The organism is Bacillus ndiopicus, from assembly GCF_000612805.1.
Lineage (GTDB): Bacteria > Bacillota > Bacilli > Bacillales_A > Planococcaceae > Metasolibacillus > Metasolibacillus ndiopicus.
The window spans coordinates 191,223-210,884 of record NZ_HG964408.1 but is presented as its reverse complement, the minus strand read 5'-3'; the positions used below and the strand labels follow the sequence as shown (position 1 = coordinate 210,884).

16 protein-coding genes are annotated in these 19,662 nt (G+C 38.1%); 2 read left to right on the top strand and 14 right to left on the bottom strand.

Features of this window, described 5'->3' with window-relative positions:
* Nucleotides 1-202: 202 nt before the first annotated feature.
* From mtaB to TY13_RS16140, 9 genes are all read right to left on the bottom strand, one after another.
* Nucleotides 203-1,537 (bottom strand): tRNA (N(6)-L-threonylcarbamoyladenosine(37)-C(2))-methylthiotransferase MtaB, encoded by a 1,335-nt coding sequence (gene mtaB / locus TY13_RS16180; RefSeq protein WP_042478193.1) that lies wholly within the window; start codon nt 1,535-1,537, stop codon nt 203-205.
* Nucleotides 1,538-1,557: 20 nt separating this feature from the next.
* Nucleotides 1,558-2,301, bottom strand: a complete 744-nt coding sequence (locus tag TY13_RS16175) for a 16S rRNA (uracil(1498)-N(3))-methyltransferase (RefSeq protein ID WP_042478191.1) — start codon at nt 2,299-2,301, stop codon at nt 1,558-1,560.
* A 67-nt stretch (nt 2,302-2,368) separates the two neighbouring features.
* Nucleotides 2,369-3,307 (bottom strand): 50S ribosomal protein L11 methyltransferase, encoded by a 939-nt coding sequence (gene prmA / locus TY13_RS16170; RefSeq protein WP_042478189.1) that lies wholly within the window; start codon nt 3,305-3,307, stop codon nt 2,369-2,371.
* A 20-nt stretch (nt 3,308-3,327) separates the two neighbouring features.
* A complete protein-coding gene (gene dnaJ, locus TY13_RS16165) occupies nt 3,328-4,443 on the bottom strand; it encodes a molecular chaperone DnaJ (protein WP_042478187.1) in 1,116 nt (371 codons plus the stop codon).
* Nucleotides 4,444-4,606: 163 nt separating this feature from the next.
* The gene (gene dnaK / locus TY13_RS16160) at nt 4,607-6,439 is read right to left on the bottom strand and encodes a molecular chaperone DnaK (protein WP_042478185.1); all 1,833 of its coding nucleotides are present in this window, start codon (nt 6,437-6,439) and stop codon (nt 4,607-4,609) included.
* Nucleotides 6,440-6,549: 110 nt separating this feature from the next.
* Nucleotides 6,550-7,089: a nucleotide exchange factor GrpE gene (grpE, locus tag TY13_RS16155; protein ID WP_042478184.1), complete on the bottom strand. Its 540-nt coding sequence runs from the start codon at nt 7,087-7,089 to the stop codon at nt 6,550-6,552.
* Between the two features lie 23 nt (nt 7,090-7,112).
* Nucleotides 7,113-8,132 carry a heat-inducible transcriptional repressor HrcA gene (hrcA, locus tag TY13_RS16150; RefSeq protein ID WP_042478182.1) on the bottom strand — a complete coding sequence of 340 codons (1,020 nt, stop codon included), beginning with the start codon at nt 8,130-8,132 and terminating at the stop codon, nt 7,113-7,115.
* A 219-nt stretch (nt 8,133-8,351) separates the two neighbouring features.
* Complete coding sequence (gene hemW, locus TY13_RS16145; protein ID WP_042478180.1) at nt 8,352-9,491, bottom strand: radical SAM family heme chaperone HemW; 1,140 nt, start codon at nt 9,489-9,491, stop codon at nt 8,352-8,354.
* 111 nt (nt 9,492-9,602) lie between these two features.
* Nucleotides 9,603-11,921 carry a YhgE/Pip domain-containing protein gene (locus tag TY13_RS16140; RefSeq protein ID WP_052344368.1) on the bottom strand — a complete coding sequence of 773 codons (2,319 nt, stop codon included), beginning with the start codon at nt 11,919-11,921 and terminating at the stop codon, nt 9,603-9,605.
* Nucleotides 11,922-12,072: 151 nt separating this feature from the next.
* On the opposite strand from TY13_RS16140, the gene TY13_RS16135 reads away from it, so the two are divergent.
* Nucleotides 12,073-13,113, top strand: a complete 1,041-nt coding sequence (locus TY13_RS16135) for a YdcF family protein (protein ID WP_042478179.1) — start codon at nt 12,073-12,075, stop codon at nt 13,111-13,113.
* Nucleotides 13,114-13,304: 191 nt separating this feature from the next.
* On the opposite strand, the gene TY13_RS16130 is transcribed toward TY13_RS16135, so the two are convergent.
* Entirely contained in the window at nt 13,305-14,006 is a 702-nt protein-coding gene (locus TY13_RS16130) for a Type 1 glutamine amidotransferase-like domain-containing protein (protein WP_042478177.1), read from the bottom strand.
* A gap of 298 nt (nt 14,007-14,304) precedes the next feature.
* Nucleotides 14,305-14,505, bottom strand: a complete 201-nt coding sequence (locus TY13_RS16125) for a cold-shock protein (protein WP_004225195.1) — start codon at nt 14,503-14,505, stop codon at nt 14,305-14,307.
* Nucleotides 14,506-14,908: 403 nt separating this feature from the next.
* Here TY13_RS16125 and TY13_RS16120 point away from each other — a divergent pair, with 403 nt between their 5' ends.
* A complete protein-coding gene (locus TY13_RS16120; RefSeq protein ID WP_042478176.1) occupies nt 14,909-15,169 on the top strand; it encodes a hypothetical protein in 261 nt (86 codons plus the stop codon).
* A gap of 191 nt (nt 15,170-15,360) precedes the next feature.
* Here TY13_RS16120 and lepA read toward each other — a convergent pair whose 3' ends face one another.
* The 3 genes from lepA to TY13_RS16105 form a co-directional block, all read right to left on the bottom strand.
* Nucleotides 15,361-17,190 carry a translation elongation factor 4 gene (lepA, locus tag TY13_RS16115; protein ID WP_042478175.1) on the bottom strand — a complete coding sequence of 610 codons (1,830 nt, stop codon included), beginning with the start codon at nt 17,188-17,190 and terminating at the stop codon, nt 15,361-15,363.
* A 172-nt stretch (nt 17,191-17,362) separates the two neighbouring features.
* Entirely contained in the window at nt 17,363-17,950 is a 588-nt protein-coding gene (locus TY13_RS16110; RefSeq protein WP_042478174.1) for an AAA family ATPase, read from the bottom strand.
* Nucleotides 17,951-18,054: 104 nt separating this feature from the next.
* Complete coding sequence (locus TY13_RS16105; protein ID WP_042478173.1) at nt 18,055-19,623, bottom strand: glycoside hydrolase family 10 protein; 1,569 nt, start codon at nt 19,621-19,623, stop codon at nt 18,055-18,057.
* Between the last annotated feature and the right edge of the window lie 39 nt (nt 19,624-19,662).

Genomic DNA, 19,662 nt, shown 5'->3' with positions numbered 1-19,662 from the left:
TTTGGTTTTATCGGCGACTTTCGAAATATATCAGCGGCTTTCTTGATTTTATCGGCGACTTTCGAAATATATCAGCGAATTTCTTGGTTTTATCGGCGACTTTTGGGATATATCAGCAACTTTTTAATTATATCAGCGGCTTTCTTTACATACTATCAGCACACAAAAAGCACGTCCTACATGATGTAGGCCGTGCTCCTGATTATTGCATTTGTTCTTCTAACACGCGGACAAATTGCCCTTCGTTGTATGGGTAGCCCGCTTTTGTAATTTTTACTTTAACAAGCTTTCCTATCATATCTTCCGTACCTTCAAAAACAACTTTTAAATAATTGTCTGTGTAACCGACATATAAATTTTCATTGTTTGTTTCTTTGAAGCGCTCTTCTGGAATAATCTCCATCACTTCATCTTCGAAACGTGATGCATATTCTTTTGCCAGTTGATCGTTTAATTGAATTAAACGGTGAACACGCTCATTTTTAATTTCTTCATCTACTTGATCCTCCATGCGTGCTGCTGGAGTGCCTGTACGTTTAGAGTACGGGAATACGTGTAGCTCAGAAAACTTATGGTCGCGAATAAAATTGTACGTTTCCATAAACTCTTCCTCTGTTTCACCTGGGAAGCCCACGATAACGTCAGATGTTACTGCTAAATTTGGTAATGCTTCTGCTAATTTTGTAATACGCTCCGCGAAAAATTCCATCGTATACTTACGACGCATACGCTTTAAGACAGTATCTGAGCCCGATTGAATCGGGATATGAAGATGATTTACGACAATATTTGAATTACGTAACACCTCGATTACCTCATCTGTTAATTGCGATGCTTCAATAGAAGAAATACGTAGACGCTTTAAGCCTTTTACTTGTGACTCTAAATCGCGCAATAGTTGTGCTAAATTGTAATCTTTAAAGTCTTGTCCATAACCACCAGTATGGATACCTGTTAAGACGATTTCCAAATAGCCCGCATCAACTAATTGCTGCGCTTGGCGAATAACTTCATGTGGATCACGTGAGCGCATTAAGCCACGCGCCCATGGAATAATACAGAACGTACAGAAGTTATTACAGCCCTCTTGAATTTTTAACGAGGCGCGTGTGCGGTCTGTAAATGCTGGAACATCTAATTCTTCATACACACGATTTTTCATAATATTGCGCACTGCGTTAATCGGCTCACGCTCTTCACGATATTGTTCAATTAACCCAAGCATTTTGTGGCGGTCTTGTGTACCGACAACGATATCAACACCAGGAATCGCCATAATTTCTGCTGGTGATGTTTGAGCATAACAGCCCGTTACACAAATAACTGCATCAGGATTACGACGTATAGCACGGCGAATAACTTGGCGCGATTTTTTATCACCTGTATTCGTTACAGTACATGTGTTAATTACATATACATCTGCCTGTTGTTCAAAATCGATGCGGTCATATTCTTGCTCTTTAAATAATTGCCAAATGGCCTCGGTCTCGTAGTGATTGACTTTACATCCCAAAGTCTGGAAGGCTACTTTTTTCAAGGCTTCGACACCTCTTTCTCTTATTCAAATTCATATGAAATTGCAGAAAGTGCGTATAAAGGCGCAGTTTCTGCACGTAAAATTCTAGGACCAAGTGACATCGTTTCAGCACCTGCTTGTAGTAAACTAGCAGATTCTTGACGTGATATGCCACCTTCCGGACCAAAAATACATAATATTGATTCCGATTTATTATCATACACTTTTTTCAGCTTATCCGCAAACTTTGTGCGTTGTAATTGCTTTGCATCTTCTTCATCTGCTATGAAAACAGCATCATACTTAGAAATTAGCTTAAGCAACTCTTTAAATGAAATAGGCTGGCAAATTTGCGGGACATATGTACGATGTGATTGTTCTGCTGCCTCCTGCGCAATTTTTTGAAGGCGCTCAGTCTTTTTCTCACCTTTTTTATCATCCCACTTCACGATAGAACGCTCTGCAGCGAATGGAATCAATGAATGCATACCTAGCTCTGTGGCCTTTTGTGCAATAAGCTCAAGCTTATCTCCTTTAGGTAAGCCACATGCAATATCAACCTTTATTGGCATTTCAGGCGATGGAATTTCACGGCCTGTGTTTCGAACGACTACGGCTGCTTCTATTTCTATAATTTCACTAATAAACGCTTTATCGTTTGTCACAACAATAATTTCGTCCCCTATTTGCATACGCATTACTTTACTTATATGCTTAGCAATTTCCCCGACGATTTCTAGCTGCTCATTTTCATCAAATTGTTCATTTACAAAGTATCGTTGCATGTTATCGCTCCTTAATATGAAGAGAAAACCAACAGCTACATATGCAAGCTGCTGGTTTTCAAGCTTTTTATGGTCTGCGGGAAATAATCGCTACCCAATCTTCCATCATTAATACTTCTTCGATTTGGAAGCCCGACGCTTCAAGCGCTGCTTTGACATCGTCCTTTTTTGCTCCAATAATACCAGATGTCACGTAAACGCCACCAGGCTTTACAATTGAAAAAGCGTCATCCGTAAAGCTCATAATTATTTCTGCTAAAATATTCGCAACAACAACATCTGCTGGCTCTTTAACTGTGTCCAGTAAATTGCCATGGAACACCTCGACGATATTTTCCACTTTATTTAGCTGAATATTTTCTTGCGCAGATCTTACAGCAACCTCATCCAAGTCAAGTGCATGCACACTTTTTGCACCAAGCATTGCAGCACCAATCGACAAGACACCAGACCCTGTGCCAACGTCAACAACTGTGTTCCCTTTTTTAACGACTTTTTCTAGTGCCTGCAAGCACATTACTGTCGTTGGGTGAGTTCCTGTTCCGAATGCCATCCCAGGGTCAAGCTCAATAATTAACTCATCTGTCGAAACAGGTGTATAGTCTTCCCATGTCGGAACGATTGTAAAGCGTTCTGAAATTTTTACTGGATGATAATATTGCTTCCAAGCCGTTGCCCAGTCCTCTTCATGCACTTCGTTCGTCGTTAATAAATTTTCACCAATATTAATATTGAAATTAACAAGATTCGCGATTGCAAGTCGGATTTCTTCAACCGTTTCAGCTAAAAAGCTTGAGGCAGATAAATAAGCTTTCACTACTACACCATTTTTCGGGAAATCATCTGGATTTAGTGCATAAATCTCACCAAATTGATCTATTCTTTCCTTCGTTAATTCGATTGAATCCTCTATAACAACACCACTTGCACCTGCCTCATGCAAAATATTTGATACAGCATCTACCGCTTCATGCGTTGTTAAAATCGACAATTCTGTCCACTTCACTTGCAACCACTCCTCTTTATTTATTCACCTTTTAATTTCTTTTTTAACTGATCCCATAATGAGCTACCATGCTCTTCAGGAATATCGCCGCTAATTTCTGCAAAATCACGTAACAATTGCTTTTGCTTTTCTGTTAGCTTTGTTGGTGTTACAACTTTTACAACAACATACTGATGACCTGTTCCATAGCCATGTACATTTTTAATTCCTTTATCTTTAATGCGGAATTGTGCGCCCGACTGTGTACCTGCTGGAATTTTCAATTTTACTTTACCATGTACTGTTGGCACTTCAATTTCATCACCTAAAGATGCTTGTGGGAATGTTAGCTTTAATTCGTAGTAAATATCGTCACCGTCACGCTCAAAGTACTCATGATTACGAACTGAGAAAACAATATATAAATCGCCAGCTGGTCCACCATTAACACCTGGCTCACCCTGACCTGCCACACGCAGTTGTTGACCATCGTCTACACCAGCAGGAACTGTTATTTTAATTTTTTTACGTTTTTGAACTGTGCCAGCTCCGCGACATGTTGTACATTTATCTACAATTATTTTACCTGTTCCACGGCAGCTTGGGCAGCTTCGCTTATTTACCATACGACCTAATGGCGTATCAACTGTTTGATTAATTTGCCCCGCTCCGTTACAATGAGAACATTTTTGAGGCTCTGTACCTGGCTTTGCTCCCGAGCCATGACACGTATCACAAGGCTCATCCCTTGGGATTTCAACTTCTGCTTCTTTCCCAAATACTGCTTCCTCAAAGTTAATATTCATACGATATTGAAGGTCGTCACCTTTGCGTGGTGCATTCGGGTCTTGACGTCGACCACCGCCGAAAAATGAGCTGAAAATATCCTCGAAACCACCAAAGCCACCACTGAATCCACCACCGCCGAAGCCTGCATTCGGATCTTCATGACCAAATTGATCATAGCGAGCTTTCTTTTGATCATCTGACAGCACTTCATATGCCTCTGCGATTTCTTTAAACTTTTCATCTGCACCTGGCTCTTTATTAATATCTGGGTGGTATTGCTTTGACAGCTTTCGATATGCTTTTTTTATCTCATCCTTACTTACACCTTTCGTAAGGCCTAGCACTTCATAATAATCGCGCTTACTCATTTAATTACACTCCGATCTTTTTTGCATAAAGTTTATTTTACCATGCAACGACAAAAACTGCTCTAAATTTATTCATTCCAATTGAAAAAATACTCAAGCCCTTGTTGCAGTTTTTGAACAGTGAAAAGCCAAAGCCGCGAGCGGTCTTTGGCTTTTCTTAATATTACTTATCGTCTTTTACTTCTTCAAAGTCAGCATCCACAACGCCATCATCTTTCGTGTCAGCATTTGTACCTGCTTCACCTTGTGCAGCCTGAGCAGCTGCAGCAGCTTGCTCATAAACTTTCATAATTAGAGGTTGTAAAATGCCTTCTAATTTTTCTTTCGCAGCTTTAATGCCTTCGATTTCGCCAGCTTCTAACGCAGCTTTTAATTCATCGCGTGCATCTTCAACAGATTTTTTCTCATCTTCTGAAATTTGCTCACCTAAATCTGTTACTGTTTTATCAACTTGGAATACAAGTTGGTCCGCTTCGTTGCGTAATTCCGCCTCTTCTTTACGCTTCGCATCTGCTTCTGCATTTGCTTCTGCGTCTTTTACCATGCGTTCTACTTCTTCATCTGTTAAGCCTGAATCAGATTGAATAACAATCGTTTGCTCTTTATTTGTACCTAAGTCTTTCGCTTTTACAGATACGATACCGTTTTTATCAATATCGAATGTTACTTCGATTTGTGGGATACCGCGTGGTGCTGGCGGAATATCCGTTAATTGGAAGCGACCTAATGTTTTGTTGTCTGCTGCCATTTGGCGCTCACCTTGTAATACGTGAATATCTACTGCTGGTTGGTTGTCTGCAGCCGTTGAGAACACTTGTGATTTCGATGTCGGAATCGTTGTGTTGCGGTCGATTAAACGTGTGAACACGCCACCCATTGTTTCGATACCTAATGATAATGGTGTTACGTCTAATAATACGATATCTTTTACATCACCTGTTAAAACGCCACCTTGTACAGCCGCACCCATTGCTACTACTTCGTCTGGGTTTACACCTTTATGTGGCTCTTTACCTGTTGCATTTTTAATAGCTTCTACTACTGCAGGAATACGAGTAGAACCACCAACAAGAATTACTCTATCTAATTCAGAAGCTGAAAGACCTGCATCAGATAATGCTTGGCGTGTTGGAACAATTGTACGCTCTACTAAATCGCGAGTTAAATCATCAAATTTCGCACGAGTTAATGTAACTTCTAAGTGAAGCGGACCATCAGCACCTGCAGTGATGAATGGTAAAGAAATTTGTGTTGATGTTACGCCTGATAAATCTTTTTTCGCTTTTTCAGCAGCATCTTTTAAACGTTGCATAGCCATTTTATCTTTTGATAAATCAATCGCATTTTCTTTTTTGAACTCTTCAACTAAGTAAGCGATGATTTTGTCATCGAAGTCGTCACCACCAAGCTTATTATCACCAGCTGTTGCAAGTACTTCGAATACACCGTCACCTAATTCAAGAATCGATACGTCAAACGTACCACCACCAAGGTCAAATACTAATACTTTTTGATCTTCATCTTGTTTATCTAAACCGTAAGCAAGTGCCGCTGCTGTTGGCTCGTTAATAATACGCTCTACTTCAAGACCAGCAATTTTACCAGCGTCTTTTGTCGCTTGACGTTGTGCATCGTTAAAGTAAGCAGGAACTGTAATAACAGCTTTCGTTACTTTTTCCCCTAAGTAATCTTCTGCATAGCCTTTTAAGTATTGAAGAATCATTGCAGAAATTTCTTGTGGTGTATAGTCTGTACCTTCAACAGTTACTTTATCAGCAGTACCCATTTTTGATTTAATTGAAATAATTGTGTTTGGATTTGTTACAGATTGACGTTTTGCTACTTCCCCAACTTGACGCTCACCGTTTTTAAATGCTACAACAGATGGAGTCGTACGGTTACCTTCTGGATTTGGAATTACTTTTGGTTCTCCGCCTTCTAATACAGAAACACAAGAGTTAGTTGTACCTAAGTCAATACCGATAATTTTGCTCATTTGAAATTTTCCTCCTAGTAATTAAACACAAGTATAATTAATTTATTATGAACGCATAAGAATATGCAGTGTTTTACTGTCAATTATGCGCTTGTTAATGAAGTTAGAATTTATTCGTTTACTGAAACCATCGCTGGTCGTAACACGCGATCTTTTAGCTTGTAGCCTTTTTGCAATTCGCGTAAAACAACACCTGATTCCTTCTCGCTATCTTGTTCTTGCATAACAGCTTGATGGAAATTCGGGTCAAATTGCTCACCTTCAGCTGCAATCGCCTCAAGTCCCTCTTTTGCTGTCGCATCCACAAATTGGCGATAAACCATTTCAACTCCTGTAAATAATGAAGTTGCTTCTTCTGATGTTACTTCAACTTGTAAAGCACGCTCTAAATTATCAAGTACAGCGATTAAATCTGTTAACAGGCTTTGTGCGCGGAATTTCTCTGCAGCCTCTCTATCCAATTTGTTGCGGCGTAACATGTTATCATAGTCTGCACGTAAGCGTAAATAGCGATCCTCTTGCTCTGCTACTTTCGCTTCAAGCTCAGCTATTTTTTGCTCATTTTCATCTAGTGGGACTACTGCTTCTTCTGCAGTAACTTCTTCCACATTTTCTTGCTCTAGCTCTTGATTTTCCACTTTTTCTGACACTCTATATCCTCCTTAAAACGCTGCTAATGTTTCGTTAGAGCATTCGATAGACCACTTCGCATCATCTCTAATAAAGTAACGACACGTCGATAGTCCATACGTGTTGGCCCAATTATCGCAATGGCACCATGCTGCTCATCTCCTGTAGAGAATGCTGTTGTAATAACACTGCAGTTTTCCATTGCTAAATTATTGTTTTCAGAACCAATGCGAATTTGAATACCTACTTGATTTGGCTGAAATAAAGATTGCAATTGGCTTTCTTTATCCATCAAATCCATTAGCATACGAATTTTATTTAAATCATGAAACTCTGGCTGATTCAACATATTCGTTTTGCCACCATAGTAGATTTTTCCTTCTTTTTGACTTATAGAAACATCTACTAGTGATTGAACGATAGTTTCTGCTGCTGCAATATGCTGCTTTAATATGCTTAGCACTTCAGCCTCAAGCTTGATGTGTAGCTCATGCAGCGGCACACCAATTAAGCGGTCATTTAAAATATTGACCATCTTTTCAATATCCGAAGGGCTAAACCCTTGCGGCAAAGTAAGGACTCGATTTTCTACATGACCATTGTCTGTTACAACAATTGCAACAGCTGTTTGCTCTGTCAACGGCACAATTTGAAATTTCCTCACTTTGTGCTGTTGTACATCAGGACCAAGTAGAACCGCTGTATATGTCGTTAATTCCGACAAAATATTAGCTGACTCTCGAATAAGTCCTTCCATTTCACCAATGCGATGATTGAAAACTGATTGGATTTGACTTATTTCTTCATCACGAATCATATGAGGCTGTAATAAATGATCGACATAAAAACGATAGCCTTTTTCGGATGGGACACGTCCTGAAGATGTGTGAGTTTTTTCCAAGAAACCAAGCTCCTCAAGATCCGCCATTTCGTTACGAATCGTTGCTGGGCTATAAGTAATACCCTCTCTCTTCGATATTTGACGTGAACCAACAGGCTGAGCAGAAGTTACAAAATCATCTACAATTACTTGTAAAATTTGCAACTGACGATTTGTTAGCATTTTGATCACCTCTGTTAGCACTCGTTTCGATGGAGTGCTAATACTAATTATAAATTAACAAATCTCTAATTTAATGTCAACCATATCGCTCCATCTTTCAGTCACATACGCTGAAGCTATGATATACTTGAATTTTTTCAAGCTAACGGGCAATTTAGAGAGGCTGTAATTCTTCTATTATTTAGAAGGCGTTTTATCTCCCTTTAAAGATTTGCTGATTTAAGATAAAAAATGTTGAAATACCTCGTTACCTACAAAACGCCCTTGCCTTGTTAAACGAATTCCATGTTGGTCCTGCTGTAAAAGCTCCTCTTTTACAAGTTGCTCAATTACATCACCAAAGCGCTTTTCCATCGGCTCATGCATTTTCTTTTCATACGATTCAAATGTTACACCTTCTACTTTGCGTAAGCCTAAAAACATTTGCTCTTCGATTTTTTCTTCTAACGTTACTGTATGCTCATGAATTATTGGACGCATACCAGATTGAACTGTTTCTATATATTTTTTGATTGGTCCATGATTGGAGTAGCGCACACCCGCTAAATAGCCGTGAGCCCCCGCACCGAAGCCCGCATACTCATCATTATCCCAATAAATTTTATTATGCACTGAGGCAAAGCCTTCTCGTGCAAAATTGCTAATTTCATATTGAGCTAAGCCTGCTACCTCCATTTCATGCATTAGTACGTCATACATATCCGCCTCTAAATCTTGTGTTGGTAAATGTAATTTACCTTTTGCATATTGAATATAAAATACTGTTTTCGGCTCAACGATTAATGAATAAGCTGAATAATGCGGTAGCTTCAGCGCCAAGGCTGTTTGCAATGTTTGCTGCCATTGTTCCATCGTTTGCCCTGGCAAGCCATACATTAAATCGATGCTTATATTATCAAAGCCTACTTGCTTCGCTGTTTCAATCGCCTTGTAGACATGTTCATTGCTATGCGTACGACCGATTTTTTCTAGCAAGCTTGCATCAAAAGACTGTACGCCCATGCTTAATCGGTTAACACCACCAGCATATAGCGCTTGCAATTTATCTTGCGTTAACTCGTCTGGATTTGCTTCCGATGTAAATTCTTTTACGTTTTGCATCGGGATAAAGTTTCGAATAATTTCAAGTAATCGGCTAATTTGTGTAGCTGATAGCGATGTTGGTGTGCCTCCACCTAAAAAAATCGTTTCAATTTGCTTAAAAGCATCTGGATGCTGCTCTACAGTCATCGCTATTTCTTGTCCAAGCGCCTCAATATATGCATCTACTGGCTGATTTTTAAAAAATACTTTATTAAAATCACAGTAATGACAAATTTGATGACAGAAGGGAATATGAATATAAACACCTCTTGCCAATAAAATCACTTCCCTCTTTTTTTAGCAGTTGTAGCTTAGAACTACGAAATCATTCACAGACCACCATAGCGGGCGTTTGGACACCCGCTAAAGCCTTCTGCTGAATCAAATCTAATGGATAATATCCGTCTCGCGTGATTTTTTCAGTAACGCCTCTGTCTTCTCGCTTAAAATCTTTTTAAAGAATGTACCAAATAACAGGAATAGCACTCCTCCAACAAATAATACTACTATATCCAAAGTAACCGTTGACCAAATAATGCCTCCTACCGCTTCACGCATTAGTTCAATCGCGTATGTGAACGGTAAGAATGGGTTAATATTTTGGAAAAACTTCGGTAATAATTGAACAGGGTATGTCCCACCTGAACCAGCGATTTGCAATACAAGCATAACGATGGCCATTGCTTTTCCGACATCACCAAATACCGATACTAATGTATAAACAACCGTAATAAAGACGCTCGAAATAAACAGCCCGAATATAACAAACAAGACAGGTGATGCTAGTGTACCATCAAACAAGAAAATATCACCCATTGTAATAATGAAAGTTTGTAGTAACGCAAATGTACCAAATGTTAGTAAACGGCCAAAATACACTTGGCGAATCGAATACTCTCCACCGTGATGAATATTAACAGATAATAATGAAATCAGTAATAGGCAACCTACCCAAATTGATAAAACTGTATAGAATGGAATCATACCCGTACCATATTTATCGATAGGGAATAGTTTATGATTTTCTACTTTTACAGGGTCCGCAAAGAAATCGCGCTCAGCTGCAGCATTATTTTTTAGTAATTCAATAATTTCATGTATATTCGCTTCATTCTCAATTGTTCGTAATTTATCTGCTAAATCTTTAATTTTTTCGCTTAATGAAGGATAGTCAGCTTGAATTTTAGCAAGCATGTCGTTTGCTTTTGCTAAAGATTCATCGGCATTTTTCAATATTTGCGTCACTTCGGGAACTAAGCCTTGAACTTTTGTTAAAATTTCTGACGCGCCAGTCAAACTACTGTTTGCATCAGCAAGCATTCTTTTTATTTTTGGTTCAAGTGTATTTTTATATTGCGATAAAAAATTATCAATTTGAACATCTACGTCAGCCGCTACTTGCTGTAAACTTTTCAAACCTTCTTTCAATTTAGCATCATTTACATCAATATTGCCAAGCGCATCTAATTGGCGAGAGAAATCTGTCATGACTGATTTTAAGTTGTATAGTTTATTCAACACCAGTTGCTCGCGCTCTTTTGCATTCGGCAAGCTCTCCGCTTGTTCAGCGATTCGTTCAAGCTCCTGAATAAGTTTACTATTAGCAAGCTTGTCCTCATCTGATATAGGGTTAAGAGCGCGTAATTCGTTAATTGTTTGCTGCATCTTTTGCTTCAGCGATAATCGTGTCTCTTCTGCCTTTTGCCCAATTTCTCCAATCGCTTCAACATGTGTGATTAATTCATCAATACCTTTTTGAGCAACTGTTAATCGGCTCTGCAAATCCTCTAACGCTTTATCTAGTTTTGTTGTATCAATATTGATATTGCCCAGTTGCGATAAAAAGCTTTCGACATCCTTCGAAATCTTTTGGACTCTCTGTAAATCCTTCTCAACAATTGGTGATAAATTATTAAGCGTTACTTCAGCCTCGTGCAATAACATCTGGGCACTTTGCACTGTCGCCAAGCCACTGTTCGTCGTTTCTTGTACTTTCGGCATCATAGCTAAGCCTTCTGTAATAAGCCCAGACGCTTTTTCACTATCCTCGGCAGATTTGTTTAACGTTTGCTCAATTTCAGGTAAGTGCTCTTCGATTAAGAAAACATATTCTTCAAACTTTTCAAAGTTAGGTACTTCCTTTTCAATTTCAACACCAAGCTCATTAAAAATATCAAAAATAGTCCCATTCACTGTCGCAATAAACTCGCTTGAAATTTGCTCAGCAATACCACTTGCACCTTTTTCCGTAATTTTTGGTGCTATTGAGTTGATTTTTTCATTTACGTAGTATTCAATTGTTGCCTGCTCTGGCGTTTCCGCTAATACGGACGCTAACTTCGAGGAAAAATCGGCAGGAATAATTACAGCCGCAAAATAATCCCCCATCGTTACTTTATCAAGCGCTTCCTCACGATTTGTAAATTTCCAATTAAAGTTTTTATTTGTGGATAATTGGACGACAAGCTCATTCCCTATATTAATATCGTCTCCACGTACAGTCGAGCCCTCATCTTCATTAACAATTGCCACTTGCATTTGATTCGTTTTCCCATATGGGTCCCACGAGGCATAAATATTAAACCACGCATAGAGTGATGGCAAAAACACTAATCCGCCTATTAAAACAATTGCCACCCAATTGGTCGCTATATTTTTTATATCGCCCGTATAAATATTAAAAATTTGCTTTAAACTATTTTTCATCTCATACTCCTTTTTATTAATTATTCAAGTTCTTACAATTATAACGAAAAAACGACAGCGATAAAACATGATAATTAAATTATGAGGTTTACCACAAGCCATTGACGAATAACACTTTTGCCTTCATCATAACTAGTGGAGGTGTCGAATTTTGTATTTATATTTTGGAGTTATTCCACTCGTTTTATTTATCGTTTTTCTTATTTCCTATTTAATAGACCCAAGAAAGATTGTGAATGGCTTTTTATTTAACATTTTTCTCCTTACATTTTTGGCGTTTTGCTCTATTGCATCATTAGCATCTGAGCAAACTATATTAAAGTGGATTATCGTTATTCCTGCAATTGCTCTTATCCTTTTAATTCCATTTGTTATGGTTGCCTTTACAGTTGCATTGTTTTTAAATGCACGTACTTTAATGCGCAAAGAGGGACGACGCTTTGCCAATTCTTTAACATTGCTTTTAGGTATTGCAATTGTCGCGTACTTCTTTATTGGGCTATTTAACTTATCCGGTCGATTCTCATTAGAATTTCAGCCATTTTTTGCTGCTGCTTCTTTGATAATTATGTACTTTTTACTCCATGCCGCAAATTTTTTATCGGCTTATTTTTTATATCAATTTAATAGACCGCGCTTGAATCAAGATTTCATAATCGTGTTGGGCAGCGGCTTAATTAATGATAAGGTACCTCCACTATTAGCGAATAGAATTAATAAGGCAATCGATTTTTTTCATAGACAAGCGAAGGTCACAACGCCACCGATAATTATTTTCTCTGGTGGTCAAGGTCCAAATGAAGGGCTTTCCGAAGCAGAAGCAATGCAAAGCTATGCACTGGAAAAGGGCATTCCGTTGGAGCATACATTGCAGGAAAATAAGTCTGTAAATACGTATGAAAATATGCTATTTTCTAAGCACTTAATGGATTCATTAAAGCCAAATGAAAAATATAAAAGTATTTTTACTACGAATAATTTCCATTTATTTAGAGCTGGCTTGTATGCTAAACAGGCTGGGCTAAATAGCCAAGGTATCGGCGCTAAAACGGCCTTTTATTATTGGCCAAACGCCATGATTCGCGAATATGTCGCAATTGTTGTTATGGGAAAAAAACGCCATATGTTTGTTATCACCACAGTTTTCATTTTAGCAGCGTTGTCATCACTTTTATTTTATTTTGTGAAGTAATGGAGATAGCACTTAATAGGCGCGAGAAATCCATTTTAGAATGGAGATTTCTTGCGCCTGTTAATTCGATTGTGCTTTTGCTTAAGCTTGCGGGCGAAATTTACTATGAATCGGGCGAATCTATCTGTTTAACGGGCGAATTCCCCTGCTAATTGGGCGAATCGTTACTTTTGACTTATTCAAAAAATTAATTATATCTCCATACCCAAATAACTTGTAGGAAGTGCAGTTTCTATCACTTTCCCATCATTTGCTACTTTATAAGCTTGCGCATTTGGTCTTGAGCTTACAATTTTATGTATATCTTGATCGATAAAATGAATCGCTACACCATCATCTGTCGCATAACCAGACTGAATTTGCCCTGTTGCAATTAATCGCTGGTAACTAGGTCTACGATTCGCTTCTCCATCATAATGAGGACAATTGCTCCCTTGCAATAAACCTAGACATCGTAATGGCTCCAAGCCTTCACCAAAAGAATCTGTTACCCCTTCCTCAAACCAACATATCGAGCCTGCGCTAATTCCAGCTAATATGATGCCTTGCTCCCAAGCCTTTTGTAAAATTTTATCTACGCCCCATTCCTTCCATAGTGCTAATAAATTTTTCGTGTTGCCACCACCAACATAAATAATTTCCTGTGTAAGTAAAAATGACTCTATATCCCTTGTAGATGGATTAAATAAAGAAAGATGACTAGGTTGGCATGGCTGTTGCTCAAAAAACTGATAAAATCGTGCAATATAATCTTTTGAATCACCACTTGCTGTTGCTAAAAAGCAAACTTTCGGCATCTCTTTCCCACTTTGCTTCAAAATATACTGATCTAGTAGTGGATTATCCGGCTCCATTGAAAAGCCACCACCACCCATTGCAATAATTTGTTTCATTTTGCACATCCCCTTTTCTTATACTGATATGGATAGCTTAATTTTTTCTTAGGCATTATTACGCCTTAAATATATTTAAAAACATACTACCCCAAGCTTCTTCTTTTGTGGATTAATGAAAATCTGCCGCTGAAGCAAGATAAAAAAATTCTTCCTTTATTGTACATCAATTGGAAAAATACGAAAGTGGGGATTTTTAGCATGGCTTTTGCTACATATTATCTTGAAACATTATATTATTCATGAATAAGAGGGGAATGAAAAAACCACTCAATTAAGAGTGGTTTTTCATTAAAAATTAAAGTTTTACGATGTTTGCAGCTTGTGGTCCGCGTTGACCTTCTTCTACTGTGAATTCAACTTTTTGACCTTCTTCAAGTGATTTGAAACCTTCACCTTGGATAGCTGAGAAGTGAGCGAATACGTCTTGTCCGCCTTCTACTTCGATGAAACCGAAACCTTTTTCTGCGTTAAACCATTTTACTGTACCTTGTGTCATTTGAATGACCTCCATTAATCATATTCAATAAAATCTTGTTACTTGAAAAAAAAAATCACATATTACAAAAAGTATCTATCAAAACACGATTACTCTTTGTAATATGTGATTTCATGTTTTCTTTACTATCGACTTTATTGATTTTATTATATAACAAAAAATTGTATTTGTCTAGTGCTCACACCGATAATAAAAAAATTTCCATCTTAACTTTAAAATACATTAGAACGAAATCATAACAACTACCTTTAACGCTCAACATATCGATCTATATCTGTTAAAAGAAGCAATTTTTAAACAAAGCAAAATCACCCGCTGCAAAAATCCAAAACCTGTGTTTTTGTCTAAGTCACCTCATTGTTGGAACATAGCCTATACTATATCAATCGAAGGGAGTTAAAAAATGGTAAATCCAATGCGTTTTAATGAAAGTCGCGAATTCTTCCCAGGCATGAGACCATTTTTTCCAGGCATGAATCCGTTTTTCCCAGGTACGAGACCATTTTTTCCGGGTATGAGCCCGTTTTTCCCAGGTATGGGTCCATTTTTCCCAGGTGTGAATCCGTTTTTCCCAGGTATGGGTCCATTTTTCCCAGGTGCGAATCCGTTTTTCCCAGGCATGAGGCCATTTTCTCCTGGCTTCGGAAACCAAATGTTTCCCTAGGATAAGTAGAATTTTTTTTGCATTACCACTTTATTAGGTATAAACATTAAATAAACCACTCAAAACTGTAGTGAACACGAAAATTAAACCAGAATGAATCTCTCCATTCTGGTTTTTCTAATGTTTAGCCAATCCTTCTTAATAAGTGATTGGAATTTACTCTTTATTCGCTTTTAATTATGAGACGCTTCCTATTTCGAATCATCCATTTTCAGAACAGCCATGAATGCTTCCTGAGGAACTTCTACAGAGCCTACTTGCTTCATGCGTTTCTTACCTTCTTTTTGCTTATCCAGAAGCTTACGTTTACGGGAAATATCTCCACCATAACATTTGGCAAGTACGTTTTTACGGATTGCTTTGATTGTAGAGCGTGCAACAATTTTTTGTCCAATTGCTGCTTGTATAGGCACTTCGAATTGCTGTCTAGGAATTAATTCTTTCAGTTTTTCTACAATTACTTTACCGCGATCGTATGCGAAATCACGGTGCACGATAAAGCTTAATGCATCCACTTGTTCGCCATTTAATAAAATGTCCATCTTCACAAGTTTCGAAGGCTTGTAACCAATTAACTCATAGTCAAATGATGCATAGCCTTTCGTATTTGATTTTAAGTAGTCGAAGAAGTCATAGACAATTTCAGAAAGTGGAATTTCATATTGGATGCTGACACGAGATGTATCAAGATAATCCATTCCCATGAAATTACCGCGCTTCATTTGACAAAGCTCCATTACTGCACCTACATAATCGTTTGGCACCATAATTGTCGCTTTTACATACGGTTCTTCAATGCGGTCAATTTTTTGTGGATCAGGCATCATTGATGGGTTATCCACTCGAATTGACGAACCATCTGTCATAAATACTTCATAAATAACAGAAGGGGCTGTCGTAATTAAATCAATATTAAACTCACGTTCTATACGCTCTTGAATAATTTCCATGTGCAATAAGCCTAAGAAGCCACAGCGGAAACCGAAACCAAGCGCCTGTGAAGTTTCTGGCTCATACTGTAATGCAGAGTCGTTTAGCTCTAATTTTTCTAATGCTTCACGTAAATCATTATATTTTGCTGTATCGATTGGGTATAAACCACAGAATACCATTGGATTTAACTTACGATAACCTGGCAATGCCTCTGCTGCCGCTTTATTACCTGCAAATGTCACCGTATCCCCAACGCGTGTATCGCCTACATTTTTGATAGATGCTGTTAAGTAACCTACATCACCTACTGTTAATTCTGCTTGAGGTACTGCCTTTGGTGTATGAATTCCCACTTCAATTACTTCAAACTCAGCACCTGTAGCCATCATGCGAATTTTATCGCCTGGCTTCACTGTACCATTAACGATTCGGATTGAAATAATAACGCCTTTATATGCATCATAAACAGAGTCAAAAATTAATGCTTGTAATGGTGCCTCAGGATCACCAGTTGGTGCAGGCACTTTCTCAACAACCTGCTCTAAAATATCTTCAATACCAATACCAGCTTTTGCAGATGCTAAAACAGCTTCTGATGCATCTAAGCCAATAACATCTTCAATTTCCTGCTTCACACGCTCTGGATCAGCTGCTGGTAAGTCGATTTTATTAATAACAGGTAAAATTTCTAAATCATTATCTAATGCTAAATAAACATTCGCAAGTGTCTGCGCTTCAATACCTTGCGCCGCATCAACTACTAAAATAGCCCCTTCACATGCAGCTAAGGAACGTGATACCTCATAGGTAAAATCGACGTGCCCAGGTGTATCGATTAAATGGAATGTATATGTTTCTCCATTCTTTGCTAAATATTTCAATTGTACAGCATTTAATTTAATCGTAATGCCGCGCTCACGCTCTAAATCCATTGAATCCAGTAGCTGTGATTTCATTTCGCGCTGTGTCACTGTTTGCGTTGCTTCTAAAAGTCTGTCCGCTAATGTCGATTTCCCGTGATCAATATGGGCAATAATCGAGAAATTTCGGATATTTTCTTGTCGTTTTAAACGTTCTTCTCGGTTCATATAGTATGTTCTCTCCTAAATGTAAACTATTTTAAATTATACTATGAATAATACACAAAGCACAACATTAGACTGAATAGAAATGCCATGGTATCAACATTTCAGAGCCATATATGGCACTAATATGTCCAATTCAAAGCCTAAATAGTTTGTAATATAGCATGTAAGTAAATTACCGAATATGCTTTAATAATATTTTAATGTGCTCTATTTTTCTTTGAAATTTACTTCGATTATCAGCAAGTAGCTCTAAATTCGCTAACTGTGCTATTTCTTGGACTACTTGATTGACTGTTAAGTTGTCCGTCACTATTTTCTTTTCTGTCACCTCATACTCAAAGCCATGTAGACAGGCAGCTATCTGTTGTCGAGGCCAGCTATTCGGCAATTCTAATCTTGTATTTAACCTTTTCGTCAAAGTTGCTTTATTTGCATATAAAATAAAATGATGAATTGTAATACCCTCCTCTTGCAGCTGGGTTATGATTTCATCATAATATTGCTTTTTTATAATTGTCATTGGCACGATAATAGGCCCTTCATATTCCCTCAGGAATAATCTCAGCATATCCACATTCATTGAACGCCACTCTTTGAAATCTTGAAAGTTATCCTTCAACATTGCTTTTGGTAGATTTTTATTTAAAAAATAGCCAACATTTTCAGGATCATACACAAAAGAGTTTGGCAGGCGTTTGTTTAACTCATAGGCTGCCGTCGTTTTACCTGAGCCAAAAGCTCCATTAAGCCAAATAATCATATGTTCTCCTTTCATAAGAAATACAGGAATAGCCGGCATTTAAAATTTCCAGCCATTCCTGTATCCATTTCAAGCGCTTTAATGATTTTTGATAAAGGACCTAACTACTTGCCTTCTGACACTACAAAAGCCACTTCGCTCTCAACACCTGTAGCAGATATAGCTGTAATGCCGTATGTGTAGCTTTTTTTAGCAGAAGCTGTCTTGTCCACAAACGTAGTAGTACCATTCATATTATAAACAACATCCACTATATTTTTAGGGTCATCGTAAGCCCCTTCAACATCCCCTTCAAAACGATAAATCACATATTTGCGTGCCTGTGTCGTGTTTTCATCTATAATTTCAATTTTGCGACCACTTGCTTCCTTCGTCACTTGCACAAAAGTTGGCTCTGTTGGTGCTGTTTCATTATCCCAAGTTGTCCCTGGTGTCAACGCTGTATAGTTATATAGCTGCTCGTTGACAATCGTTGCATAACCTAATTTATTGTTTTGTATGCTTTTTAAAGAAAAATGCATTTGCCCCATGGCTGCTGTCTTTTCCGAGCGATTCGCTATTATTTGACTTGGCAATTCCATTTTATTTTTCCATGCTGCATCACTGTCATTGCCAACTTTGTAATCAGCAAGACCAATATACAATTGAACTGGATGGACCTTTGCATAAGTTCGCACTTCATGGCTCCACCAATCTAGCAACGTCCCATATTTCGCAACAGATAACGTTCTTGACCAATAAATTTGTGGTGTAATGTAATCAATCGTGCCATTTTTAATCCATGTTCTTACGTCCGCGTATAAATCGTCATAATTATTGACGCCTGCCTTCGTATCACTTCCTGTTTTATCCAGAGATTTATTGCGCCATACGCCAAATGGTGAAATACCAAATTGTACATGTGGCTTTGTCTCTTTAATAGTTGTATACAGGTTTTCTACGAGCTGATTGACATTATCTCGTCGCCAGTCTTCCACTTTTTTAAAGGAACCACCATATTTTTTATAGGCTGCTTGATCTGGGAAGGCTTCTTTCGCAATTTTGTATGGATAAAAATAATCATCCATATGGATTGCATCGATATCATAATTGGCTACTAGCTCTTTTACCGTTTCCACTAAATAGTTTTGCACTTCTGGCAAACCAGGATTTAAATAATATTGCTTGCCATATTTAACAACCCAGCTTGGATTTGTTCTTGCCACATTATTTGAAGCTAAGTCTGTTAATTTTTGGCTAGGCATTGTAACACGATACGGATTCATCCATGCATGTAACTCCATGCCTCGCTTATGTGCTTCCTCTACCATAATTGCAAGCGGGTCGTAGCCCGGGTTTGTTCCTTGCTTTTTCCCCGTTATGTATGAAGACCATGGTGCGAGCTCTGACGGATACATCGCATCATTTGTCGGCCTTACTTGATAAATAACTGTATTTAACTTGCTTGCCTTTAACTTATCTAATGTTTTACGCACCCAAGCTGTGTATTGCTCCTTATTCATACCTGCTTTCATATCAATATTTAGCACCGTTGAAATCCAGACAGCACGCATTTCCCTTTTCGGCTGTGCAGTGCTTGCTGCTGCTGGGTTAACGGCGATTGTTGATAGACATAAAGCAAAAATCATCGCGACTAAACTAACAAATTTCCATTTACTATTTTTCTTTTTCATACTTCCTCCAGATACCATTTTTCTATTTTAGTATACGAC

Coding starts and splice junctions, on each gene's coding strand:
- TY13_RS16175 (WP_042478191.1), bottom strand. CDS start 2,301: ATGCAACGATACTTTGTAAATGAACAATTTGATGAAAATGAGCAGCTA.
- dnaJ (WP_042478187.1), bottom strand. CDS start 4,443: ATGAGTAAGCGCGATTATTATGAAGTGCTAGGCCTTACGAAAGGTGTA.
- dnaK (WP_042478185.1), bottom strand. CDS start 6,439: ATGAGCAAAATTATCGGTATTGACTTAGGTACAACTAACTCTTGTGTT.
- hrcA (WP_042478182.1), bottom strand. CDS start 8,132: ATGCTAACAAATCGTCAGTTGCAAATTTTACAAGTAATTGTAGATGAT.
- TY13_RS16140 (WP_052344368.1), bottom strand. CDS start 11,921: ATGAAAAATAGTTTAAAGCAAATTTTTAATATTTATACGGGCGATATA.
- TY13_RS16130 (WP_042478177.1), bottom strand. CDS start 14,006: ATGAAACAAATTATTGCAATGGGTGGTGGTGGCTTTTCAATGGAGCCG.
- TY13_RS16125 (WP_004225195.1), bottom strand. CDS start 14,505: ATGACACAAGGTACAGTAAAATGGTTTAACGCAGAAAAAGGTTTCGGT.
- TY13_RS16120 (WP_042478176.1), top strand. CDS start 14,909: ATGGTAAATCCAATGCGTTTTAATGAAAGTCGCGAATTCTTCCCAGGC.
- lepA (WP_042478175.1), bottom strand. CDS start 17,190: ATGAACCGAGAAGAACGTTTAAAACGACAAGAAAATATCCGAAATTTC.
- TY13_RS16110 (WP_042478174.1), bottom strand. CDS start 17,950: ATGATTATTTGGCTTAATGGAGCTTTTGGCTCAGGTAAAACGACGGCA.
- TY13_RS16105 (WP_042478173.1), bottom strand. CDS start 19,623: ATGAAAAAGAAAAATAGTAAATGGAAATTTGTTAGTTTAGTCGCGATG.